Origin of the sequence: Pseudomonas sp. PAMC 26793 (genome assembly GCF_000313235.1) — a bacterium.
Taxonomy (GTDB): Bacteria; Pseudomonadota; Gammaproteobacteria; order Pseudomonadales; family Pseudomonadaceae; genus Aquipseudomonas; species Aquipseudomonas yamanorum.
This window is the reverse complement of the sequence record NZ_AMXG01000041.1, coordinates 30481-52514: the sequence shown is the minus strand read 5'-3', so window position 1 is coordinate 52514 and position 22034 is coordinate 30481. Positions and strand designations below refer to the sequence as shown.

General features: G+C 60.1%; 21 protein-coding genes and 1 pseudogene. 8 read left to right on the top strand and 14 right to left on the bottom strand.

What is annotated here, in order from left to right:
* Positions 1 to 211: 211 nt before the first annotated feature.
* Positions 212 to 562: pseudogene (locus D109_RS0122010) on the bottom strand (transposase); the annotation flags it as partial.
* Between the two features lie 876 nt (positions 563 to 1438).
* Here D109_RS0122010 and D109_RS0122005 point away from each other — a divergent pair.
* Positions 1439 to 2383, top strand: a complete 945-nt coding sequence (locus tag D109_RS0122005) for an EamA family transporter (RefSeq protein ID WP_085988737.1) — start codon at positions 1439 to 1441, stop codon at positions 2381 to 2383.
* Between the two features lie 90 nt (positions 2384 to 2473).
* On the opposite strand, the gene D109_RS0122000 is transcribed toward D109_RS0122005, so the two are convergent.
* From D109_RS0122000 to D109_RS0121975, 6 genes are all read right to left on the bottom strand, one after another.
* On the bottom strand, positions 2474 to 2716 hold the full coding sequence (locus tag D109_RS0122000; RefSeq protein ID WP_017478765.1) for a hypothetical protein: 243 nt from the start codon (positions 2714 to 2716) through the stop codon (positions 2474 to 2476).
* Between the two features lie 12 nt (positions 2717 to 2728).
* Positions 2729 to 3208: a hypothetical protein gene (locus tag D109_RS0121995; protein ID WP_017478764.1), complete on the bottom strand. Its 480-nt coding sequence runs from the start codon at positions 3206 to 3208 to the stop codon at positions 2729 to 2731.
* Between the two features lie 55 nt (positions 3209 to 3263).
* Positions 3264 to 3764, bottom strand: coding sequence for a GNAT family N-acetyltransferase (locus tag D109_RS0121990; protein ID WP_026078145.1), 501 nt, complete (start codon positions 3762 to 3764; stop codon positions 3264 to 3266).
* A gap of 184 nt (positions 3765 to 3948) precedes the next feature.
* Positions 3949 to 4470 (bottom strand): DUF2846 domain-containing protein, encoded by a 522-nt coding sequence (locus D109_RS0121985; RefSeq protein ID WP_017478761.1) that lies wholly within the window; start codon positions 4468 to 4470, stop codon positions 3949 to 3951.
* A 65-nt stretch (positions 4471 to 4535) separates the two neighbouring features.
* Positions 4536 to 5135, bottom strand: coding sequence for a hypothetical protein (locus D109_RS0121980; RefSeq protein ID WP_017478760.1), 600 nt, complete (start codon positions 5133 to 5135; stop codon positions 4536 to 4538).
* A gap of 424 nt (positions 5136 to 5559) precedes the next feature.
* Positions 5560 to 6123: an NADAR family protein gene (locus D109_RS0121975; RefSeq protein ID WP_026078144.1), complete on the bottom strand. Its 564-nt coding sequence runs from the start codon at positions 6121 to 6123 to the stop codon at positions 5560 to 5562.
* Positions 6124 to 6465: 342 nt separating this feature from the next.
* Here D109_RS0121975 and D109_RS0121970 point away from each other — a divergent pair, with 342 nt between their 5' ends.
* Genes D109_RS0121970 through D109_RS0121960 form a run of 3 tightly spaced genes read left to right on the top strand, consistent with a single transcriptional unit; the run spans position 6466 to position 10531 of the window.
* Positions 6466 to 6918: a (2Fe-2S)-binding protein gene (locus D109_RS0121970; RefSeq protein WP_017478758.1), complete on the top strand. Its 453-nt coding sequence runs from the start codon at positions 6466 to 6468 to the stop codon at positions 6916 to 6918.
* A complete protein-coding gene (locus D109_RS0121965) occupies positions 6918 to 9170 on the top strand; it encodes a molybdopterin cofactor-binding domain-containing protein (protein ID WP_017478757.1) in 2253 nt (750 codons plus the stop codon). Before D109_RS0121970 ends, D109_RS0121965 begins: the two co-directional genes overlap by 1 nt.
* Positions 9171 to 9187: 17 nt before the next feature.
* Positions 9188 to 10531 carry a cytochrome c gene (locus D109_RS0121960; protein ID WP_017478756.1) on the top strand — a complete coding sequence of 448 codons (1344 nt, stop codon included), beginning with the start codon at positions 9188 to 9190 and terminating at the stop codon, positions 10529 to 10531.
* 140 nt (positions 10532 to 10671) lie between these two features.
* Here the strand turns inward: D109_RS0121960 and msrA are convergent, their stop codons facing one another.
* Positions 10672 to 11178 (bottom strand): peptide-methionine (S)-S-oxide reductase MsrA, encoded by a 507-nt coding sequence (gene msrA / locus D109_RS0121955; RefSeq protein WP_017478755.1) that lies wholly within the window; start codon positions 11176 to 11178, stop codon positions 10672 to 10674.
* Positions 11179 to 11421: 243 nt separating this feature from the next.
* Here msrA and D109_RS0121950 point away from each other — a divergent pair, with 243 nt between their 5' ends.
* Together D109_RS0121950 and D109_RS0121945 are read left to right on the top strand one after the other, a co-directional pair.
* Entirely contained in the window at positions 11422 to 12759 is a 1338-nt protein-coding gene (locus D109_RS0121950) for an MFS transporter (RefSeq protein ID WP_017478754.1), read from the top strand.
* A gap of 233 nt (positions 12760 to 12992) precedes the next feature.
* The gene (locus D109_RS0121945; RefSeq protein WP_017478753.1) at positions 12993 to 13445 is read left to right on the top strand and encodes a thiol-disulfide oxidoreductase DCC family protein; all 453 of its coding nucleotides are present in this window, start codon (positions 12993 to 12995) and stop codon (positions 13443 to 13445) included.
* A gap of 36 nt (positions 13446 to 13481) precedes the next feature.
* Here D109_RS0121945 and D109_RS0121940 read toward each other — a convergent pair whose 3' ends face one another.
* Positions 13482 to 13973, bottom strand: coding sequence for a DUF2269 domain-containing protein (locus tag D109_RS0121940; protein ID WP_017478752.1), 492 nt, complete (start codon positions 13971 to 13973; stop codon positions 13482 to 13484).
* Positions 13974 to 13976: 3 nt separating this feature from the next.
* A complete protein-coding gene (locus D109_RS0121935; protein WP_026078143.1) occupies positions 13977 to 15104 on the bottom strand; it encodes a saccharopine dehydrogenase family protein in 1128 nt (375 codons plus the stop codon).
* A gap of 120 nt (positions 15105 to 15224) precedes the next feature.
* Between D109_RS0121935 and D109_RS0121930 the strand changes: the two genes are divergently transcribed.
* Positions 15225 to 15779 carry a GNAT family N-acetyltransferase gene (locus D109_RS0121930; protein WP_017478750.1) on the top strand — a complete coding sequence of 185 codons (555 nt, stop codon included), beginning with the start codon at positions 15225 to 15227 and terminating at the stop codon, positions 15777 to 15779.
* 47 nt (positions 15780 to 15826) lie between these two features.
* Here the strand turns inward: D109_RS0121930 and D109_RS0121925 are convergent, their stop codons facing one another.
* The 3 genes from D109_RS0121925 to D109_RS0121915 all read right to left on the bottom strand — a co-directional run bounded on the left by D109_RS0121925 (position 15827) and on the right by D109_RS0121915 (position 19527).
* The gene (locus tag D109_RS0121925; RefSeq protein WP_017478749.1) at positions 15827 to 16627 is read right to left on the bottom strand and encodes a GNAT family N-acetyltransferase; all 801 of its coding nucleotides are present in this window, start codon (positions 16625 to 16627) and stop codon (positions 15827 to 15829) included.
* Between the two features lie 108 nt (positions 16628 to 16735).
* A complete protein-coding gene (locus tag D109_RS0121920) occupies positions 16736 to 17950 on the bottom strand; it encodes an MFS transporter (protein WP_017478748.1) in 1215 nt (404 codons plus the stop codon).
* Between the two features lie 77 nt (positions 17951 to 18027).
* The gene (locus tag D109_RS0121915; protein WP_017478747.1) at positions 18028 to 19527 is read right to left on the bottom strand and encodes a PLP-dependent aminotransferase family protein; all 1500 of its coding nucleotides are present in this window, start codon (positions 19525 to 19527) and stop codon (positions 18028 to 18030) included.
* A 77-nt stretch (positions 19528 to 19604) separates the two neighbouring features.
* Here D109_RS0121915 and D109_RS0121910 point away from each other — a divergent pair, with 77 nt between their 5' ends.
* Positions 19605 to 21275, top strand: a complete 1671-nt coding sequence (locus D109_RS0121910; RefSeq protein WP_017478746.1) for a M24 family metallopeptidase — start codon at positions 19605 to 19607, stop codon at positions 21273 to 21275.
* Between the two features lie 22 nt (positions 21276 to 21297).
* On the opposite strand, the gene D109_RS0121905 is transcribed toward D109_RS0121910, so the two are convergent.
* Positions 21298 to 21786 (bottom strand): DUF2867 domain-containing protein, encoded by a 489-nt coding sequence (locus D109_RS0121905; RefSeq protein ID WP_017478745.1) that lies wholly within the window; start codon positions 21784 to 21786, stop codon positions 21298 to 21300.
* Positions 21787 to 22034: the final 248 nt, after the last annotated feature.

The following is a 22034-nucleotide window of genomic DNA, read 5'->3' as shown; positions in this document are numbered from 1 at the left end:
GTCGGTAGCGCGTGGAACCACTGCCGGGGGTGGCATGGTAGTCCGGTATGGGAATTAAAGGGCTGGTTTCGGCCCAGAGTGTGTAAAAACGCGCTGATGCACTGTCGGCGCGCAGCGCTGACGGTTGTTAGCTGAGTAATCGCTCACAACAAGTCCTGCGGATCATCACGAAGGTCTGGGAGCCCCTGGCGCCGCTTCTACCTTGCTGGGTGGCCTTGCTGTTGTCTTTTCGGAAGTTGGCGATGGTCTTGAAATCGGGCATCAAACGCCCGGTCAGCCACATCAGCTAGACGTTGCGTTGGGCTTCTCGTTCAAGACGCCGGCTCGATGGAATGCGGTTCAGATAGCCGTAGATGTAGATCTTCAGCAGGACCGAGGGATGGTAAGCCGGCCGGCCTGTATCAGCAGGTAAGGCGCCCTCGAAACCTAGTTTGACCAGGTCCAGTTCGTCGACAAAGATGTCGACTACGCGCACCGGATTGGCATCCGTGACGTAATCGTCGAGGCTCGCGGGAAGGAAGGTTTCTTGGCCTCGATGTTCACCTTGGATAAAGCGCTTCATGGGCGATCCCTGCGATGAAATCCTCAGAAATCATAGCAGGGCTAAGAGCGGTGTTCTGTTCAGATATTGATGCGTTTTTCAACCGCCTGTAGTTGCTTTACCGGGTCCCAACCACTCGGCGACGCTTGAGCTTTGCTCCACCAAAGCATTCCTTTAGAGATCCATAATCTCCGCAAATCAGCATGAGCAGATGTTGCGTCATCATAGCCGAACTGCGTACCGCAGGACGGGCACATGCCAAACGAAGAGCAGCCAACCTCATCGTATGGAGGCTCTTCAAGCCCGGGGTATCCACAAACCGGACAAAGATATGAAACGTTGCTTGCAATCATCCAACCCCCAGATTTCTAGCCTCTAGCCCACGTTGTCGGCGTACCTGCTGATTTCCGGAATCTTATACTGAATCTGAGCAACTGATGTCTGACCTGGGCTGAGTAGGAAAAAACACTAGAGTGGAAGCCGCTAACAAGGGTTTTGACACACTCTGGGCCGAAAGTGGTCTTTCGCGAACAGCCGTTCTCGACCATCACGAACTATTCGACTTATCTCCATTGTTGGGACAAAAGCGATCTATTCCAAATCAATAAATCCATCCCTTTCCGACCTAGTTGCCGAAAACACGCTGGGACGCTTCCGCCAAACGACTCATACGACCTCCTTCTAACGACCAGCTGAATTAGAGCTATCCGTCCCAGGCCCTGCGCCCCCTACGAATTTCGGTGGAAGCTGCTTCGGTAGGCATTCTCAGCCAACCAAACTCAAACACCCCCTTGCCCCCTCGTACCAAACACGCTACAAATCCCACTACCAAGTTGTACGACAACCTAAAATAAATCCCCATCCCCGACGATGGCGCCAACTCCCCGAGCCCCAACCATGACTCCCCCTGCCCCCACCCAATTCCCCCGCCACATCGCCGTCCTAATCCTCCTCTGCATGGGCTGCGCCTTCGCCGGCAACCACATCGCCGCGCGCGTAGCCTTCGACGACGGCGCCGGAGTCCTCCTCGCAATCCTCATGCGCTCCGGCGGCACCTTGTTGGTTCTGGCGATACTGGTTCTATACCAACGCCAAAACCTCCGCCTCCCCCCAGGTGCATGGCGCTGGCAAGTTCTCTTGGGTCTGCTCATCGCCACCCAAAGCCTCTGCCTCTACTCCGCCGTCGCCCGCGTGCCGGTAGCGCTGGCCTTACTGGTCGCCAACGTCTTCCCTATCCTGCTGGCCCTGCTCACCTGGGCACTCGGCGGCCCACGCCCCACCGCACGCACCGCATTGCTGATGGGCCTGATTCTGGTGGGCCTGGTCTTTGTGCTGGACGTACCCGGCCGTCTCTCCGCCAACACCACCCTCGGCCCGGAATGGCTGGTCGGCGTCTCCCTGGCCTTTTGCGCCGCGTTCGTATTCGCCTGCGCGCTGTGGATCACCGACCACAAGCTGTCTCAGGTACGCGGTTCGGTGCGCAGTCTGCTGACGATTTTCATTGTGTTCAGCAGCGTCAACCTCGCGGGCTTGAGCGGTGCGCTTGTCGATGGCCTGAACCTGCCGGCCACCAGTACCGGTTGGTTGGCATTGGCCACGTTGGTGGTGCTGTATGGCACGGGGTTTATCGTGCTGTTCATTTCGGTGCCGCGCCTGGATATGCCGCGTAATGCGCCGGTGATGAACATTGAGCCGCTGGCGACGTTGTTGATGGGCTGGATCGTGCTCGACCAGATGCTCAGCGCTGGGCAGGTGGTGGGCGGGGTGATTGTGGTAACGGGGATTGTGCTGCTGACGTATCGCAAGTCGCCCCAGCCGGTCGTCAAGGCTCAGGCTGCGTAGGTCGAAAGGCGAATCGGAAAAGGGACGGATCTTTTTTCAGATCAGTCCGTCCCTTTTTACTGCCGGGCGTGGGGAAATTCCTGCCCTCCTTCAGCCAATCGGCTCGAACCGCCGCCGCTTCAGGAACAACCCCCCCCCCAGTGCAACGGCAAAGATCGACAGCAGCCCCAGGTCAACCCCAAACAAGCGGATTTGGCTCACAGCCACGCAGCCGACCGCCCCCATCGCAACCAACAGCACCCCTAGCCATTTGCGAAGCGGGTACGACTTGATAAACCGATCAAGCAGAAAGAACAGCACCAGGGCAATGACCAGTTGGGTAATGTCAGACATGTGTTTCTCCCGTCAGGTCTTGATGATCAGTGTCGACGCACTGCGTTGCGGGCCGATGCCGCCGTTCACCTGCGCTTCGATGCTGACCAGTATGTCGCCTGCATGATAGGTGGGCAGGGTGTCATTCACATACATGCGCACTCCGGCGCCGACAGGGGCACCCACGTAGGGGGACGCTATGTAAGAGGTGGCGCCAGCAAAGGCCGAGGCCGCAAGGTTGGCGATTTTGGTGCGTTGGGCGTTGAGCACGTCGCCCTGTTGCCGGGTCAGCGGCTTGGAGATGCCGATCATCATCAGGCACGGCAGATTCTTGGCCAGCATCTTGTCGTAAACCTCGACGACTTTGCGGTTGACCTCGTAGTGGGCGCTTTTCGCTTCGCCAAAATGCAGCTCGCTCAGACGTCCGCGTTCGCTGTCGGTGAGGGTGATCTGCGAGACGTTGAACACGATCCCGTGATTGCCCATGTATTGGAAAGTCCCTTCGAACTTCATCGCACGCATCCTTTCGAGCCAAAGGCGGGGATTGTCTAGAAGGAGCGCGCCGGATTCAAATCATTTCACCTGGCAGGCAAGGTGTGTTGCCTGCCGTAAGGTGCTGACGGACATAATAATTGTCGAACTCATTGCTTTCGACGAACTGGAAACCATGGCGGGTGTAAAAACGATTCGAGGCGCTGCCTTTGAGGGCACCAACTTTAATCGGGAGTGCCGCCGCATCCGCCACTTTGAAAATCTGAGTGAGCACAGCAGAGCCGATCCCTGATCCTTGCGCGCTGGGCTTCACGTATAAGTGGTCGAGCACGAGTTCATTGGGGTGATGCTTGACCACTACAAAGCCAACCCGCTCTCCAGACACCTCAATGTGATGTGTGTTGTGGGCTTCAAAACCGCTAACAAACCGCTCGCGCGCCCGTACTGGATCAAATCGCCCGACGCGCTCCAGGCTTTCGCGCATGGCCTCAATTCGGATGGCGGCAAGATCGTCCAAGTCGATTTGTTGAGCGCGGACTAACGTCACTGGGGAGATTTGATTGGGTTTGATGGGCATAGGTTGCGCTTCGCCTAGCATGCTGGGATGGCCAGTATAGGAAGATCAGATCACGTCTCACGATTTTCTATCGTGGTCACGCTCTCCAATGCAGCCCCGTAGGGCTGGTCGGATTTTCCCTCAACAATCTATCCTGCCACGGCAGGCTTGGAACGAGGCTGGCCGGAGCATGGGTTACGCATGGCTACGGTGCGGTTGCCGGCAGCTCCTGGCACCACTTGATAGAACGCAGCGCTTCCTCGGCAGGTACAAGCGCGTAGCGCGAGTAAAACATTGTTCCACCGAAACGACCCTCATCTACTTCGCCCAAGGTCTGTCCGTCCTTGTAGACAGAAGTGCTGAGTTGGTCTGCGATGTAATACACCTTTCCATTCTCGACGGTGATATCGAAACGTTTGTTAACCATACCGCTGATGATAGGTGGCGAGGTGGAGGCGACGCTGTGCTTGCCGGCGGGAATGCCGGCTTTGAAAAAACTACCGGAGGGCAAGCTGCCGATGGCGCGGCCATCGACCAGAATGGTCGGGGCGACTCCGTTACCGATGCTGGCCGACGTGCGATAGAAGTACACCGTGGCCTCGTTCGGACGGGGTTCTGCCGGTGACGTAAAGAATGGTTGGCCTGTCAGGTCCGGACCGCTGATGCAGCCGGTCAGTGAGGCCAGGGCCGCGAACAGGCTGGCCCAGAGTAGCGTGCAGCGCTTCATGGCATGGAACTCCTTGAACTTGGATCAATGGGCGGCGGTATCGGTGACTGTCACCGGTACCGGATTCAGAGCGTGCAGAGCCCTTTACCGAAGTCAGTGGCATCAGAACTCGGCCAAGGCGCAAAACCGCTCTTTGCCGTCAAATTCACGATGTTCCGATCCTTGAGCATCCGGTACTTGCGCTTCAGCTCCTCCACAGTGTTCTCGGCGTTATTCACGTTGGACAGGCAGAAGCGCAGGGCATCGGCGCGCAGATCGCCGATATAGAGGGTTTCCCCGGCCTTCACCGAGAACACCGCAGGCACAGGGCGCGGCATGGATCTTCCCGCGTAATACACGTAACTCCACTGCGTGTACTCATACTCACCAGGCGGCACTTCATACATGAAGAAATGGCCCAGTATATTTGGTGACGGCTGGTCATCTTCATTGCCCAACGTCGTCAGCCGCAGTACGGTGCCGGGCCCTCCCTTTTGCCTGATCTCTACCACCAGCCCATGCGGCTGCATCAGATAGCTCTCACCAATCGAACCCACGATGATCGCCTTACTCGGGTCCGGTGCGTGCTTGCCGTCGTAGCGCGACGTCGCGCACCCGGACAGAAGGGTCGCGCAGAGTGCAACCGCGCCCCAGACGAGATATTTTTTGCTGACTTTCCCTAGCATTGGTCTTTTTTCCGATCAGTAATCTTGCAGTTCGTAGATCCCAGCCGAGCGAACCAAAAGTACGCACACTTGGTCCATGGTTGCCGGCTCGTCCGGACCTATTGTCCAGCTACCAGCACCTTGATAACAACCCACTCTTGACCAATCAACGCCAGGCTCCTCGACCGCAAAGCGCCCTGCCCTGGCTAATGACTAACCCTGCAACTCACTAGCCCGATGACTCGCCGCATAGGGCGTCGAGAAGCTTGGCGCGGACGACTAAAGCGGTGATTGCTTTTGGCCAAAAGCCGCCGCTCGAACGCATCGACGAAAACTCGGGCGACTCAGCTTCTGTTGATTAACGCGCTGTCTTCGATAAGGCCGCATGCAATAAGCCCTGGCGTATACCAGGGCTTGTGCGTTTTCCTTGAGTAAGCTCAGGGCACTACCTTGAGGCTGGAATACTTGTCCCATCCCGCACCTGCATCAGCGCAAATCCCAGCAGATTCAAACCTTTCCACAGATTCGGATTGTTCACATCCGCGTTGTCCTGTGCGAGCCCTATACCCCAGATGTTATCAACCGGGCTGGCTTCGACAATAACGCTTGAACCGGTTTGTAGAAGGTATTCGTTCAACGGTGGATTCTGAGAGAACTTGGCCTGGTTCGCTCGAACGACGATGTCGTATCGGTGTTGCAGCCAAACCTTGTCATTGAATCCGCGCACGTTGCGGCCAAGTGCTTTGGCGGCATTAGGTGTAGGAGCGCGGAGCACTTGCGCACGAATTCCCTGATCGTCGAACAAGGCCGCTTTCTCGGCCATCATGAAGTGTTCGGCTGTAGGGTAATGTTGCCCCTCGACAATAAACCCAGCCTCGAACCATTGGCTGAAGCACGAAGCGGTGATGGCCGCTTTGCTGCGTTGGTGCCCCCAGAAAAACGTAAAACTCAAGCGTTCTCCAGAGTTGAAACGGGCGCACAGTTCTTCCAGGTGTTCAGAGTCGTTCAATGAAATATCCTCGCTAACTGAAGATCGAAGTTACAGCTTCTGCGCTGAGCAAGGCAACCACGGAGCTTCGTGGATCGAACGTCCACCGATTGACGCTTACGCGCATACTCCCGCCTCCCCTATCGCAATCCTGTCGAATACTTGCCTAATCCTCCGACCTTTCACCCTCCGCATAGCGCCCCCCTGACCTACGGTCTAGAGTCAATCCAAACGCCCGCTAAACTACTCCAACCACGCGCGCGTGAACCATAACGGGCCAACGATGCCCTGCGGCGAAGCCCCACTTCACCGCCCAAAAATACTAAAAAAATGCAAAACCAACCGATGATCAGCGGGTGAGCCATGGAATTACGAATTAACCAGCAGACCCACCAAGTCGATGCAGAACCCGACACGCCTCTGCTTTGGGTCATCCGCGACAACCTGGGCATGACCGGCACCAAATATGGCTGCGGTCTGGCGCAGTGTGGTGCGTGTTCGGTGCTTGTGGACGGCAATGTGGTCCGTTCCTGCGTCACGCCGGTCTCCGGTGTGGTCGGTCGGGAGATCACGACTATCGAGGCGATCGAGTCCGATGATGTCGGTAAGCGGGTGGTCGCGACCTGGGTCGAGTATCAGGTCGCTCAATGCGGCTATTGCCAGTCCGGCCAGGTGATGGCGGCGACGGCGCTGCTCAAGGAAACGCCCAAGCCGACGGATGCGCAAATCGACGCGGCGATGGTCAATCTCTGCCGCTGTGGCACCTATAACGCGATTCATGCGGCGGTGCATGACCTTGCGAAGGGAGAGGCCTGATGAACGTTCGCATTGATCCCGCTGCCCTGCCTTTGGTCGCGGCGTTGAATGACCCGGTGAATCTGTCCCGCCGCCGCTTCCTGGCCAGTACGGCCGTGGGTGCGCTGGTGATTGGTTTTGGTCTGCCGTTGGGTTCTGGCCGGGTGCAGGCGGCCACTGCTGCCGCGGCTGGTGAGCGCGGTACGCAGGTGCCGGCGTTCCTGGAGATTCGTCCTGATAACACGATTCGTTTGCTCAGCCCCTTTATTGAAGGCGGCCAGGGCACGTTCACGGCGATGGCGCAGATTGTCGGCGAGGAGTTGGACGCCGACCCGGCCACGTTCCTGGTTGAGTGCGCCCCGCCCGGTGAAGCCTTTGTGGTGATGGAGAACGGCATGCGGATCACCGGCGGCAGTATGTCGGTGCGCATGAGTTACCCGACGATGCGTCGGCTGGGTGCGCTGGCCCGGGCGATGTTGTTGGAGGCCGGGGCGCAGGCGTTGAAGGTGCCGGTGGGTGAGTTGTCGACCGAGCCAGGCAAGGTGGTGCACGCGGCGTCCGGGCGCTCCCTTACCTATGGCGAGCTGGCAGGGCGGGCGATGGACCTGCCGGTGCCGGATGTGGCCAGTGTGAAGCTGCGGGATCCGAGCCAGTTCCGTTGGATCGGCAAGCCGGTGAAGCGTCTGGATGCGTATGACAAGTCCACCGGCAAGGCGCTGTACAGCATTGATATGAAGGTGGACGGCATGCTCCACGCGGCGGTGCAGCATGCGCCTCGCTTGGGCATGACGGTGGGCAGCCTGCGCAATGAGGACCAGGTCAAGGCCATGCCGGGGGTGCATTCGGTGCATCGCCTGCCGGGTGCGGTGGCGGTGGTGGCTGAGCGTTGGTGGCATGCCAAGCGTGCGGTGGAGTCGATTCAGGTCGATTGGCTGGAGCCGACGGCGGATTCGAAAGTGCGCGGGATGCCGAAGGACTTTTCCAGCGACGAGCATTTCAAGCGCCTGGCCGCGGAAACCGGCCCGGCCCGGGATGATGAGAACGAGGGTGATGTGGCCGGTACGCTGGCCAATGCCAAGACCAGGATCGAGGCCACTTACCACAACCAGTATCTGCACCATGCGCAGCTGGAGCCGCCTTCGGCGCTGGCGCGTTTTAATCCTGACGGTTCGCTGGAGATCTGGTTGCCGAATCAGGCGCAGGATATGTTCCTGGCCGATATCGCCAAGCGCACCGGTCTGGACGCGTCGCGGATTACCCTGCATTCGCCGCTGTTGGGTGGGTTTTTCGGCCGGCATTTTCTGTATGACTCCGCCAGCCCTTACCCGCAGGCCATTGAGTTGGCCAAGGCGGTCGGGCGCCCGGTGAAGTTGATCTGGAGCCGTGAAGAAGAATTTCTGCGGGATGTACTGCGCCCTGTGGCGTCGGTGAATTTCCGTGGGGCGCTGGACAGTGATGGCTGGCCGGTGGCGATTGAAGCGGTGAGTGCCACTGAGGGGCCGACCGAGGCTCTGGCCGGCAAACAGGGCGAGAAGCTCGACCCGACGGCGCTGGAGGGGCTGTCCGGGAAGTCGTATGCGATTCCCAATAAGCGCATCGCGCAGATTTATGTGAAGGGCCCGGTGATGCTGGGTTACTGGCGGTCGGTGGGTAACTCGCTGAATGACTTTTTCTATGAAGCCTTTCTGGATGAAATGGCTGACAAGGGCGGCAAAGACCCATTCGAGTTGCGCCTGCATCTGTTGCGGGATAACCAACGGCTGACCACGCTGCTGAAGGCCGTGGGCGAGTTGTCGGGAGGCTGGAAACGTGGCCCGTTTGTCGCCGAAGACGGCAGCAAGCGCGCCCGTGGGGTGGCGATGGCGTCGCCGTTCGGCACGCAGACGGCGGTGATCGCCGAGGTGTCGATCGAGAACGGGCAGGTCAAGGTGCATGACATCTGGCAGGCGATCGACCCGGGCAGCATCGTCAACCCGGCGATTGTCGAGGCGCAGGTGAATGGGGCGGTGTCCTTGGGCTTGTCCCAGGTGCTGTTGGAAGAGGCGGTGTATGTGGACGGCTTGCCTCGGGCGCGTAACTACGATTTGTACCCGGTGCTGCCACCTTCGCGGATGGCGCGGGTGCATGTGCGCGTGATCGAGAGCGGGGAAAAAATGGGTGGCATCGGCGAACCGCCGCTGCCAGCCGTGGCACCTGCCGTGGCCAACGCCGTGGCGATCTTGACGGGGCAGCGCATTCGCAGCATGCCGTTAAGCCGCTACTCCTTCACCTGACCGGGGCCTGAGCACTTATGAACAACCGTCGATTCGCAAGAACCGTTGGCTGGCTGGCGCTGCCGTGCCTGGTCGCGGCAGGCCTGCTGGCCTGGTATGTCACCCGTGAGCCGGTTTCGCCGCTGGGCGCCGAGCCTGTCGCCGCAGACCCCGCGCTGATCGCCCGAGGTGAGTACGTCGCCCGGCTCAGCGACTGTGTGGCGTGCCACAGCGTGCCCAACGGCGCGCCTTTTGCCGGTGGGCTGGAAATGGCCACGCCGCTGGGGGCGATCCATGCCACTAACGTCACGCCAGACCCGGAAACGGGTATCGGCCGCTACAGCCTCGCCGACTTCGACCGCGCGGTGCGCCAGGGTATCGCGCCGGGTGGGCGTCGGCTGTATCCGGCGATGCCGTATCCGTCCTATGCCAAGCTCAGCGACGAGGATGTGCGCGCCTTGTACGCGTTCTTCATGAAGGGCGTGGCGCCGGTGCGGCAGGCGAATATCAAGAGTTCGATCCCGTGGCCATTGAATATGCGTTGGCCCATCGCGCTGTGGAATGGCGTGTTTACCGACAGCAAGCCCTACGTAGCGAAGGCCGGGAAGGATGAGCTGTGGAACCGCGGCGCTTACATCGTGCAAGGGCCGGGGCATTGCGGCAGTTGCCACACGCCACGGGGCCTGGCCTTTAACGAGAAGGCTCTGGATGAAAGCGGCAAGCCGTACCTGGCCGGTGGTTTGCTGGATGGCTGGTACGCACCGAGCCTGCGGGACGATCACAACACGGGCCTGGGGCGCTGGAGCGAGCCGGAAGTGGTGCAATTCCTGAAGACCGGTCGCAATAAGCATGCGGTGGTCTATGGGTCGATGACCGAGGCGTTCAACAACTCCACGCAGTTCATGACCGACGATGACCTGGCGGCGATTGCGCGGTATCTCAGGTCGTTGCCGGGGGATGAGCAGCGTGATGGTAAGGCCTGGCAGTATCAGGCGGTGTCGGCCGCGGAACGCCTGGATGCACCGGGCGCCCATACCTATGTGACCCGTTGTGCTTCGTGCCACGGGTTGGAAGGCAAAGGGCAACCGGACTGGATGCCGCCGCTGGCGGGTGCGACTTCGGCGTTGGCCAAGGAGAATGCCTCGGCGATCAACATCACCCTGAACGGCTCGCAGCGGGTGGTGGCGGCGAATGTGGCGGATGCTTATCGCATGCCGGCGTTTCGGGAGCAGTTGTCGGACCAGGAGATTGCTGAAGTGCTGACCTTTGTGCGCGGCACGTGGGGCAATCAGGGCGGTGCGGTGGACGCGAAGGCGGTGGGCAAGTTGCGTGAGCACACGGGCCCGGCGAGCAGCAGCCCGATCATTCTGCAGATGCGCTGAGGGGAAAGGCGCCTTGTGAGAGAGGCGCTTTATGCAGGAGCTGCTTTATGTGGGAGCGGGCTTGCTCGCGAATGCGGTGTGTCAGTCAGCAAATTCTTCACTGACCCACCGCATTCGCGAGCAAGCCCGCTCTCACATTTTTAACCGCGTTTCGGCAGTTTCCAGTTCGGGCGGATGAAGTGGCAGGTGTAGCCATTCGGAATCCGCTCCAGGTAATCCTGGTGCTCCGGCTCCGCTTCCCAGAACGGCCCCGCCGGTTCGATTTCCGTCACGACACGGCCTGGCCACAACCCGGAGGCATCCACATCCGCGGCGGTGTCTTCCGCCACGTCGCGTTGCTGTTCGCTGAGGTAATAGATCGCCGAACGATAGCTGGGGCCAAGGTCATTGCCCTGACGGTTGGGCGTGCTCGGGTCGTGAATCTGGAAAAAGAACTCGAGAATCTGCCGGTAGGTGATCACCGTCGGGTCGAAAACAATCTCGATGGCTTCAGCATGGTTACCGTGGTTGCGGTAGGTGGCGTTCGGCACATCGCCGCCGGTGTAGCCGACGCGCGTTTGCAGCACGCCGGGGTAGCGTCGCAACAGGTCTTGCATGCCCCAGAAGCAGCCGCCGGCGAGGATGGCGGTTTCAGTTTGGTTGCTCATGGCGTGTTCTTCCCCTGGATGGATACAGCCCTAGTTATGGGGCCGGGTTGAGTAATACCAAGGCTGAACGGCGAGTTACCAGCGCCGCCCGTCGATAGCGCCCGCCTTGCCTGGCCCAATTCCTGCCTCTCCCCTACCCCATCAAGTCGCTACTGACTACGCGGACGACTCTTTTGAGCCCCGTCGCCCAACGGCCGCCCCCGATAATCAAGCATCCCCCTACCACCGCCGAGGCCTTCCCCCATGACGAGCCCCTCCACCGAACAGGTCAGCCCGCAAACCCTGCGAAGAGTGATCATCGCCGCCGGCATCGGTAACTTCGTCGAGTGGTTCGACTTCGCCGTCTACGGCTTCCTCGCCACCACCATCGCCCAACAATTTTTCCCCAGCGGCGACGCCAGTGCGGCGCTGCTCAAGACCTTCGCGGTATTTGCCGTGGCCTTCGCGTTTCGGCCCCTGGGCGGAATTTTCTTCGGCATGCTCGGCGACCGGATCGGCCGCAAACGCACGCTGGCCATGACGATTTTGCTGATGGCCGGCGCCACTACGCTGATCGGCCTGCTGCCCACCTACGCCGCCATTGGTGTAGCGGCGCCGATTCTGTTGTCGCTGATCCGCTGCGCCCAGGGCTTCTCCGCCGGGGGTGAATACGCCGGCGCCTGTGCCTATCTGATGGAGCACGCGCCGAGTGACAAACGCGCCTGGTATGGCAGCTTTGTGCCGGTGTCGACGTTCTCTGCGTTCGCCGCCGCAGCGGTGGTGGCTTATGCACTTGAAGCGTCGTTGTCCGCCGAGGCGATGGGCAGTTGGGGCTGGCGCCTGCCGTTCCTGATCGCCGCGCCGCTGGGTCTGGTGGGGCTTTACCTGCGCTGGAAGCTGGATGAGACGCCGGCGTTCCAGGCGGTGAAGCAGGAACACGCGGTCGCCCACTCCCCACTCAAGGAAACCCTGCGCAACCATGGTGCAGCAATCTGCTGCCTGGGCGCTTTTGTGTCGCTCACGGCGCTGTCGTTTTATATGTTCACCACCTACTTCGCGACGTATCTGCAGGTGGCGGGTGGGCTGAGCCGCGCGATGGCGTTGCTGGTGTCGCTGATTGCACTGATCTTCGCGGCGGCGATTTGCCCGCTGGCGGGGTTGTATTCGGATCGGGTGGGACGTCGGGTCACGGTGATGACGGCGTGTGTGTTGTTGATGGTGGTGGTGTATCCCTCATTCCTGATGGCCAGTTCCGGCTCGTTCGCGGCGTCTATCGTCGGGGTGATGTTGCTGGCGGTGGGCGCGGTGTTGTGTGGAGTGGTGACAGCGGCCTTGCTGTCGGAGACCTTTCCGACCCGCACGCGGTATACCGCTTCGGCGATTACTTACAACATGGCTTATACGATCTTTGGGGGCACGGCGCCGTTGATGGCGACGTGGTTGATCAGCACCACGGGCAGCAATCTGTCGCCGGCGTTTTATCTGATTGCGGTGGCGGTGCTGGCGCTGGCGGGTGGGTTGGCGTTGCCGGAGACCTCGCGAATTTCCCTGCATGAGGTGGGCGCGGAGGAAAAAGGCGCAGCGCCGGTGTTGTCGCGCTAGGTTCGGCTGTTGTGAACGCAATGCCCAATCCAACAAAGATCAACTGTGGGAGCGGGCTTGCTCGCGAATGCGGTCTGTCAGTGAAAAATGTGCGGACTGAGCCACCGCATTCGCGAGCAAGCCCGCTCCCACACTGGATTTTGTTTGCTTGTTAGATCTCCGCTTCCGGACTGAGCAGTGTGGGCGAACGCGGGTATGATCCAGGCTAACCCGGCTCGACTGGACCCACGCTGATGCCCGCCGCCCACACACGCCCTACCCCCGCACCACTCCTCAAGCCCGGCGAAACCGTGGTGCTGTTCGACGGTGTGTGCAAGCTGTGCAACGGCTGGGCAAGGTTCCTGATTCGCCACGACCACGACCGGCGCGTGCGGTTGGCGGCCGTTCAGTCGCCCGAAGGTCAGGCGCTATTGGCCTGGGCCAGGTTACCTTTGGATCAGTTCGACACCATCGCAGTGATCCGCGACAGGCATTACTGGGAGCGTTCGGAGGCGGTGTTCGAAATCATTGCGCAACTGCCTGCCCGCTGGCGCCCATTGCTGCTCCTGCGCGCCATCCCGCGCTTTCTTCGGGATTGGGCTTACGATCGCATTGCACGCAATCGCTACCGGCTCTTCGGGAAATACGACACTTGCCTGTTGCCCGATCCGGATCATGAGCAGCGCTTTTTGAAGGAACAGCCATGAATACCTTGGTGCGCATCAACTGGATCGCCCGCCCTCCTATACCAACAGCCCAATCAACTGCCACGGCGTCATCTTCGTCACCATGATCAGCACGATCACAAACATCCCCGAAAACCCGAAAACGCCCATCCAGAACCATTTCCGGTAAACGCCGCGGTATCCATCATCGAGCGGCCTGCCCGTCTCGACCGCACTGAGCGCCATCTGCTGCAACCGCTTCTGCAGCACCAGCACCGGCAGCCAAAGTGCGCCCACGCACAGGAAGATGATCAGCGACGTCAGCACCCATTCAGTGGTAAACGGCAGCCCGGCAAGCTTGATCAACAGGAAGCCGGTGATGATCTGGATAAAGCCCGCCGGCGTGGTAATCCAGGTATCGAACTGCACCACCATCCGTGCCACCTGGGCGATTACTTGCGGGTTGGCCGTACGGCTAGCGGCGATCAGGTACAGGTAGGATCCCATGCCGAAGCCGAACAGGAAAATCGCCGCGATGATGTGAATGTACTTCAGGCCCAGGTAGAGCATGGGTCAGCCCTGCCCGTCAGAGAACTGCACGGCCAGGCTGAGGTTCGCCGGGTCGTTGATGGCGGCCATGTATTCATCGACGGTGATTTCACCTACGCACGGTCGCGCACCGGGTTCGGGCACGTAGCCTTGGGCGATTTTGAGGGCCAGGGCAACGGCGGCGCAGCTGGGAATTTCCGGGCCTTTGTCATTCAGGGCCGTCAGTTGCACCGCCAGGGACAGCGGCTGCCCTTCGGTGCCGAGGCCTTGCACGTCGATGTACATCGCGCTTTTGCCATCGCCAAAGCGCTCGAACCAGGTGCCCAGCCGATGCAGGCGCGCGGCCCAGGCGACATGGTCTCGCACGATTCCCGTGCGCAGCGCCTGGGCCAACAGGTAGTTGGCGACACCGCCAAGCTTGAGCCCCGCGCCAGCCTTGAAGCTCAGGGTGTGGGCGCCATAACGGCTGGCGAAGATGTCCATGTCGGGCACGTCCACATTCGCCAACACCCGCATGCCAAGCTCGGGCATCTTGCGCAGCGTCAGGTCCTGCCAGCCCAGCACTTCATGCACCTGGCCATGCCGGAGTTGCTTGATCGGTTTGCCTGCGTAAGCCAGCACGCCTTCGACGGTGGACAGGCCCGGCATCTTGGCCGAAGAGGAAATACCGTGTTCGATCGCGTCGATGCGGGTGAAGCGGTAGCGGTACTGATCGATGATGGCGGAAGACAACGTCGGCACGGAGCTGCAACCACTGAGGATCGCCACGCCTGCCTGCCGGGCTTGTGCATCCAGCACGCTCACGCCATTGACGAAGGTGCGGCAGTCGGACAGGTCGCAGTAGTTCACGCCCGCGTCGATGCAACTCTGGGCGACCGCATAGGATTGCCCTTGGAACGGCCCGCCGGTGTGGATCACCCACTGGATGTTCATCGACCGTAAAACGGACGCGAACCCGGCGCCCATGCCATCGCCGCACCATCCTTCGCACCCGGTGCCCGACTGGCTTTTCAGCTCATCCACTTTGCGCTGCAACTTGTGTGGGTCGCGGCCGGAGATCACCAGCTCAATGCCCGGCGCTACCGCCAAATGCCGGCAAACGATGCTACCGAAATTGCCGTAGCCACCGACCACCATCACCCTGAGTGTCATTCCATTTTTCCCTAAACTATCGATCATGCGCTGAGCCTGAGGCAGACTGGCGGCTGAGGCGGCTAAAGATACCCGATTTGTTTAACCGCTTGAGCCAGGATCAACAGGGGGCGTCAAATCATGGAGCTACACACTGAGCGGCTTTACCTGCGGCAACTGGAAGCCGGCGACTGGGATTTATTCCTCACGTTGCACACCGACCCGTCGGTGATCCAGTACGTCTGCGACGCCCCGTCCGAAGCCGAAACCCGCGAGAGATTTGAATCCAGGTTACCGCACTGGTTGCCAGGCTCCAGGCACTGGTTGTGCCTGGTCGTGTTCGACCGGCAAAGTGGTTGTGCCGTTGGGGTCACGGGATTGAAGCTGGAGCCCGATGAAGAAGCGACGGCAGAAGTCGGCTACTTGTTCCTCAGCGGGCAACACGGGAAGGGATACGGTTTTGAATCGCTGCAACGGGTTATGGATTACGCCCACGACACACTCGGGCTGAAGGTGCTGAAGGCAGTTGTGACAGAGGGTAATGCGGCTTCTTGCCGGCTGCTGGAGAAGTGCGGTTTCGTGTTTGAGCAACGTGAGGGCGATGCTTATCAAATTAACGGGCAGGTGTTTGATGACCTGATCTACCGGCATCGGATGGCTGGGGCTCTGAGTAATGAGGCGGTGGCGACTCTTTAGGACAGGCAGCGATCGGCCAAAAGCAGGCGCTCCCACGCTGACACACCTCAACTACCCACCAAACGATACAGCGCCTGAGCGTGAGATGCCGTAAGCCCTGCGCGCTGCAAATTACGGCGACTTTGCGAGCTGGGAAGCGCAGTTGCGGCGACCACAAGACTGCCGTGCTTCTTTGCTTGCGCTATCCGGTGAGATATCAGGGCTGCGTGATAACCCAAGCCTCGTGCATCTTTTCGGGTGGCAGCCGTCCCTAGGTAGGCAACTCCGTTGCTGGCCAGGTACATCAACGCGCCTGCAACCACCTGTCCGTCAGCCTTAAGGACGTAGATTTTCAGACGGTCATTTGCCATCAGTCCTGCAAACGAAGCCTGGCTCATCTGACGATGCTCTGGCTTGGTATGAAAGCCACTCGCATGAACGGCGGCGAATTCAGGAAGCGTATGTGAGGTGGCTTCTTCGATTTCGAATGCGTGGTGATTCAAGGCCACATCCTCGATGGAGCACGCGAGCTGCAGGTGCGTCCAACCCCTCAGGCGCTCCAGTCGCCCCTCCCCCATATAAGCGTGCTGTTCCAACGTCGAGGCCTTGCCGATAAGAGGCGTTACGGTCGAGTACTCTGCTGATTCCTTGAGCAAGGTCAACAGTGCCTGGGGTTTGCTGGCGCTGTCGCCGTAGATGCGATTGAACATTGGGCTGGGCGATGCCTTTACTTGAAAGCATGGAAACGCTTCGTTGAAAAACACACGAGCACCAAAAGGGTTTCCACTTATCCGAGACAAACTCTCAACGCGGGAACACAGATACTCGCTTTCTGCGGTCTCGATCGCATGAGCCATTCCAACGTCCATGTGCGTAGTCCTTATTGGGCGATTTCCAGGGAAGGTAACGGTCAATCAAACACTACGTATCTGCAAGATAGCCTGCTTCAGCGTCCGCTTTTTCCCTCTCCATTTTTCTCATTGCCCACGATCACCACGTCCAGTGTCGTAGCGTTTGGAATACGAGGCTCCCATCAGATAGAAGCACCCGCCCGCCACGATAAACGCCGCGAGCATGTAGAACATGAAATGCGCCGACTGCGTTGCCAGGGCAAACCCGCATAACACCGGCCCCAGCGCGCCGCCGAGGCTGGACAGGTTTTGTGCGCCGTAATACATGCCGCGCAAGTGGTCCGGCGCGATGCGGTCGATGAACATGTACTCGGCCGGGAAGACGATGATTTCGCCCACGGTGAAGATCGCCACGGCCAACGCCCAATGCAGCACGGTGGTGGACAACGCGAAACCGACAACACCCAGCAGAAACAGGCTGAAGCCCGCCGTCAGCCATTGATTCAGATGTTCATTGGTAATGCGCTTGCCCACGATGTACTGAAGGCAGATCACCACCGTCGCATTAACGGCCACCACCGAGCTGATGACCCGGTAGGTAAATTCCGGTGTGCTTGTGGTCACCAGGTATTGCGAGATGTAGCCGGTGAACTGGCCGAACGCCACGGCGCTCAACGCGCCGCCAACCGTGAAGCAGACCAGGCGATAGTCCTTGAGCAGGATGCGCCCCACCGCGACAAACGACACTGGGGCATTGGCCGGGTCGGCGGAGCTGAGGCTCCTGTCGCCCCACACCATGTAGGTCAGGAAGAAGCCCATGCCCAGGATCGCAGACACCAGGAACGGCAGTTTCATGTCCATGTGCGCGAGCCCGGCGCCAATGAACGGGCCCACCGCGTAGCCAACGTTGATCAGGGTGTAGCGCACCGAAAATACTTTGCCGCGTTCGGCTTCCGGCAGCAGTTTGCCAAACGCGGCTTTGACCACGATATCGATTACCGAATAGGCAAAATTGAACGACACCAGAAACAGGAAAAACAGCCACAGGTGCGACGTGACGCACATACCGATGAAGCCGACGGTGAAAAAACCCGTGAAGCTGAGGATCAATCGGTAGCTGGAGATTTTGTCAGTCAGGTAGCCGCCGTAGAGGCTTAGCAACGAGCCGACCAGCATTGCACCGCCCACGACCAGTCCGATCTCGCTGATGCCCAACGTAAAGTTGGATGACAGATAAATCACCATATACGGCAGGGTAATGGCGCGCCCCAGTGTCAGGAACAACGCAGACGACAGCAGCAGATTGACCGAAAACGGGTAGTGTCTGAAGGCAGCGAGCATCAGAGTCGGTTCCTGTAATGGGCAGTATCAAAAGCTGAGCAACATATCCTTACACATTCACCTTTCAGCCGGCATCATTATTTAGCCGCTTCCCCAATCGCCCGCGCCGCCTGAGCCAGGCGCTGCGTGGCGGCGCGGATTTCCTCCGGGTTGAGCGAGGCGAAGCCCAGGCGCAAGGCATTCTCAGGATGATCAAAGGGTGAAAACAGGCGACCGCTGCGCACCACCAGGTCCAGCTCCAGGGCTTTTTCAGCCAGTTGATTGACGTCGATTGAGTCGCAGAACCTGACCCACAACGCCAGCCCGCCTTCCGGCTCCTGCACAGCTATCTGCTCGCCAAACGCCTCCAGCAAACAACTCAGCAGTGTCTCCCGACGCCGACGGTATTCCTTGGATACCCGACGCAGGTGCTTCTTCAGCTCGCCATCGTTGATCAAGTCCGCGAGCATCCGCTGCATCACGGCATCGCCCTGGCCCAGGCTCACCGCCGCCGTGCGCTCGAGCACTTCGATGAGGTTCGACGGGGCAACGATATAGCTGCAACGGAAGGTACTGCCCAGGGACTTGGACAGTGAGCCGATGTAGATCACATGACGCTGCGCGCTGTCGCTGGCCAGGGGCAAATAGGGCCGCCCGGCAAAGTGGTACTCGTGGTCGTAATCTTCCTCGATGATGCAGAAATCATGCAGCCGGGCCAATTCCAGGAGTTGCTGGCGACGTCCGGCACGCAGGCTGACGGTGGTAGGAAACTGGTGATGGGGGGTGACATACATCATCCGCACGTTGTGCCGGCGGCACAGTTCGTCGAGCTGGTCGACCCGGCAACCTTCGTCGTCCAGGTCCACGGTGACCAGTTGCGCGCCCAACTGGCGGAAAATCTCCCAGGCCGGTGGGTAACTCAGGCGTTCGACCACCACCACATCACCGGGTTTGAGCAGCGCGCTGGCGGTCAGGTACAGCGACATCTGCACGCCTTGGGTCAGGCAAATCTGCTGCGCGTCGACATTCAGGCCGCGATTGTGGCGCAACATTTCCGCCAGGGCGTTGCGCAGGTACTGGCCGCTGCCTTCGGTGCCATGGCGCACGGTGTTGGTGGTAAAGCTGTTGCGCAAGGCGTTGCGGTAATAGCGATGCAGGACGGCTTGGGGCAGCAAACGATGGTCACAGGCGCCATTATCGAAAAACAGCGCACCCGGCCGGTGTTGCAGTTTTGTCACCTGCTCGCCCGGGGTGAAATAGGCAGCCGCAGGCACGTCCCGCAACGCCGGGGCAAACGACTTCGGCGCGCCGGCGGCAGTCACCGCGCCTGTCGCCAGTTGCGTACTGACGAAAGTGCCGCGACGTTGAATGCTGACCAGCCAGCCCTTGGTCACCGCTTCTTCGTAGGCAAGGATTACCGTCTTGCGGTTGACGTCCAGCAGTTGCGCCATCTCCCGTGTGCCGGGCAACAGAGTTCCGGGGCGCAGGCGACCCTCGACAATCGCGTTTACCAAGCCCTCGATGATCTTTCTATAGGAGGCCTGCGGCTGCGCCCCGTCGAGTTTGAGCAGCGGGCGCCATTTGCGAAGCTGGACCATGTGAATTATCCAAAACTGGAGGTTCTTCTGGTCCTAGTCTAACGCAACAATCGAACCTCAATTGCCCCGAGGTGTTTATGCACAACCGTCATGTCGTTGAATTATTGCCCTCGGGCAAATCCTTCGAAGCCGCCGACCAATTGCTGCTCGACGCCATGCTGGCCAGCGGTCTTGCCGTACCTTTTTCCTGCCGGCGCGGCGCCTGCGGGTCGTGCAAGGTCAAGGTGGTGTCGGGCCAGTTCCGCGAAAAGGTGCTCACACCCGACACCCCGGCGCCCTCCTACCCACTCGCGGCTGACGAGATGTTGTTGTGTCAGAGCCATGCCTGCAGCGACATGCGCCTGGAAATTCCCGGCTGGTCACTGGACACACCAACACTGGCAGTCAGCGCACAGGTGATCAGCAAACGCGCGTTGAGCGCAGATATCGTCGAGCTGGTGTTGCTGACCGCCCAGCCACTCGACGTCCGGGCCGGCCAATACCTCAGGTTTCGCCTCGACGATGGCGACAGCCGCTGTTTCTCCGTGGCCAATCTGCCCGCGCAGGACCAAGGCCGGTTGGTGTTTCATATTCGCCAGGTCCCCGGCGGGCTATTTTCCGAACGCATCCTGCCGACCCTGCAAGTGGGTGACGCAGTGAAACTCGAAGGCCCCGTAGGCGCTTGCACCTGGCAACACGACGATGTGCGTCCGGTTGTGCTGTTCGCCACCGGGACCGGTTATGCCGGTATCAAGCCCTTGTTACTGACGGCCCTGGCCCGCCAGGCCGAAGTCACCCTGTACTGGGGTAACTCGTCGCCGGCAGACTTCTACGACGCTGAGTTTCTTGAGCGCGCCAGCCAGGCACATCCACGCTTTCACTGGCATCGAGTGCAGTCGGTAGACGCCCGCGTGCAACAGGTCGCGCTGACACAGCCACACCACTGGGCGGAGAGCCAGATCTATGCCTGCGGTAACAGCAAGATGATCAGCCAAGTCCGCGAAACCTGCCTGGCAGTGGGCGCCCAGGCTCATCGTTTTGTCGCCGAAGCCTTCGTTCCCAGCGGTGCATTGACCCAGGCGGAATCGCTCAACACACGGCACCCGGTGCTGGAAAAAGTCGGCCCGCGCTACTCGCTGGACGGCATGCTCGCTGCCCGCGAGCAGACGGTAAGAGCCCTGGCCGCCATCGCCACCCAATTGAAAGTCGGCATGACCACGGCGCAAGCCCTCGACATGGCCAGTCAAACCTTGCAGGCCATGGGCGCGTCTCACACCTGGCATCCCACCTATATCCGCTTTGGCGACGACACCATCCGCACACCGCGCCAAGGCATCGACCCGCAACGCAAGCTGCGCGCCACCGACATCGCCGTGGTCGACCTTGGCCCGGTGTGGGATGGCTATGAAGGCGATTACGGCGACACCTTCGTCTTCGGCGAGCACCCGTTGCATGGCGCCTGCGTGAAGGCATTGCATGAAGTGTTCGACGAAACCCGCGACGCCTGGCACCGCGGGCTGACCGGGCGCGAGCTGTACGACTTCGCCGAGGGCAGCGCCCACTCCAAGGGCTGGCGCCTTGAGCGCAACCTGGCCGGGCACCGCATCGCTGACTTCCCGCATGCTTTGTTCGGGCAAGACAAGCTGGCTGAGGTCGAGATCGTGCCGAGCGAGATGGTCTGGGTTTTGGAGATTCAGCTGTGCCATCCCACCCAACCGATCGGGGCGTTTTTCGAGGATATTCTGATTGGCGAGGCCAAGGGAGTGTAGTTGGCCCCCTACCCGCCGGGCGTTATGTGGTCTCTTGCAGCGTTCGTTTCAGTCGTTTGAGGTGGCTGTTGACGATTAGCTTGTGCGCCGGCCCCACCGGCAGCATGTAGAGGCGCCCATAGGTGTTATGGGTGACAACCGACGAGGTGATCGTGAGTACACGGTCAGCGATTGAAAGGCAGATCATCACATCCAGGTGCCGGTCACGCTCGGTCAGCACCAGCATGTCGGGCGCGCTGCGTTCCACCAGGAAGAAGTCCAGCCGGTCGCCGACCTGCACAGCCTCGCGCAAGGTGCCGGAGAACCCGCCGATGCGCTTCACACCAAACAACGAGGAAATGGCATCCCTGATTCGGAAAGCCACCTGCATCAACGGCCCCGGTTCGCCGGTCATGATGTTCCAGGCATCCAGCGTGGTGATTTCAATAGGCAGCGGGGCTGACCGGGTGTCGTAGTAATCAAGCTCTGACGGTGCACGCAGCGTGTGAACAACATCGGTAGTCGTCAACATTATCTTCCCTGATTGTTCGACTGGAGCGGCTGACCTGCATCGAAGTGTAAGGAGCCAAGCGGTGCTGGTGAGTGTGAGGCGCCTTGCCCAGTCTGGATGGGCAGGACGGTGCCTGTGAGGCAGAGGCTATTTTGTGCGGAGTCTGAAGTAAAGAAGGATGGGCTCGCAGTATTCGCGCGTTGCGCCTACCAGCAGCTTGAGCCTAGCTCGACCAAACCAAGCTGCGAGACCTTTCGACTTATGCGCCT

Coding starts and splice junctions, on each gene's coding strand:
- D109_RS0121920 (WP_017478748.1), bottom strand. CDS start 17,950: ATGCTCGCTGCCTTCAGACACTACCCGTTTTCGGTCAATCTGCTGCTG.
- D109_RS0121970 (WP_017478758.1), top strand. CDS start 6,466: ATGGAATTACGAATTAACCAGCAGACCCACCAAGTCGATGCAGAACCC.
- D109_RS0122000 (WP_017478765.1), bottom strand. CDS start 2,716: ATGTCTGACATTACCCAACTGGTCATTGCCCTGGTGCTGTTCTTTCTG.
- D109_RS0121905 (WP_017478745.1), bottom strand. CDS start 21,786: ATGTTGACGACTACCGATGTTGTTCACACGCTGCGTGCACCGTCAGAG.
- D109_RS0121960 (WP_017478756.1), top strand. CDS start 9,188: ATGAACAACCGTCGATTCGCAAGAACCGTTGGCTGGCTGGCGCTGCCG.
- D109_RS0121935 (WP_026078143.1), bottom strand. CDS start 15,104: ATGACACTCAGGGTGATGGTGGTCGGTGGCTACGGCAATTTCGGTAGC.
- msrA (WP_017478755.1), bottom strand. CDS start 11,178: ATGAGCAACCAAACTGAAACCGCCATCCTCGCCGGCGGCTGCTTCTGG.
- D109_RS0121930 (WP_017478750.1), top strand. CDS start 15,225: ATGGAGCTACACACTGAGCGGCTTTACCTGCGGCAACTGGAAGCCGGC.
- D109_RS0121965 (WP_017478757.1), top strand. CDS start 6,918: ATGAACGTTCGCATTGATCCCGCTGCCCTGCCTTTGGTCGCGGCGTTG.
- D109_RS0121945 (WP_017478753.1), top strand. CDS start 12,993: ATGCCCGCCGCCCACACACGCCCTACCCCCGCACCACTCCTCAAGCCC.
- D109_RS0121915 (WP_017478747.1), bottom strand. CDS start 19,527: ATGGTCCAGCTTCGCAAATGGCGCCCGCTGCTCAAACTCGACGGGGCG.
- D109_RS0121985 (WP_017478761.1), bottom strand. CDS start 4,470: ATGAAGCGCTGCACGCTACTCTGGGCCAGCCTGTTCGCGGCCCTGGCC.
- D109_RS0121910 (WP_017478746.1), top strand. CDS start 19,605: ATGCACAACCGTCATGTCGTTGAATTATTGCCCTCGGGCAAATCCTTC.
- D109_RS0121925 (WP_017478749.1), bottom strand. CDS start 16,627: ATGGACGTTGGAATGGCTCATGCGATCGAGACCGCAGAAAGCGAGTAT.
- D109_RS0122005 (WP_085988737.1), top strand. CDS start 1,439: ATGACTCCCCCTGCCCCCACCCAATTCCCCCGCCACATCGCCGTCCTA.
- D109_RS0121995 (WP_017478764.1), bottom strand. CDS start 3,208: ATGAAGTTCGAAGGGACTTTCCAATACATGGGCAATCACGGGATCGTG.
- D109_RS0121990 (WP_026078145.1), bottom strand. CDS start 3,764: ATGCCCATCAAACCCAATCAAATCTCCCCAGTGACGTTAGTCCGCGCT.
- D109_RS0121980 (WP_017478760.1), bottom strand. CDS start 5,135: ATGCTAGGGAAAGTCAGCAAAAAATATCTCGTCTGGGGCGCGGTTGCA.
- D109_RS0121950 (WP_017478754.1), top strand. CDS start 11,422: ATGACGAGCCCCTCCACCGAACAGGTCAGCCCGCAAACCCTGCGAAGA.
- D109_RS0121940 (WP_017478752.1), bottom strand. CDS start 13,973: ATGCTCTACCTGGGCCTGAAGTACATTCACATCATCGCGGCGATTTTC.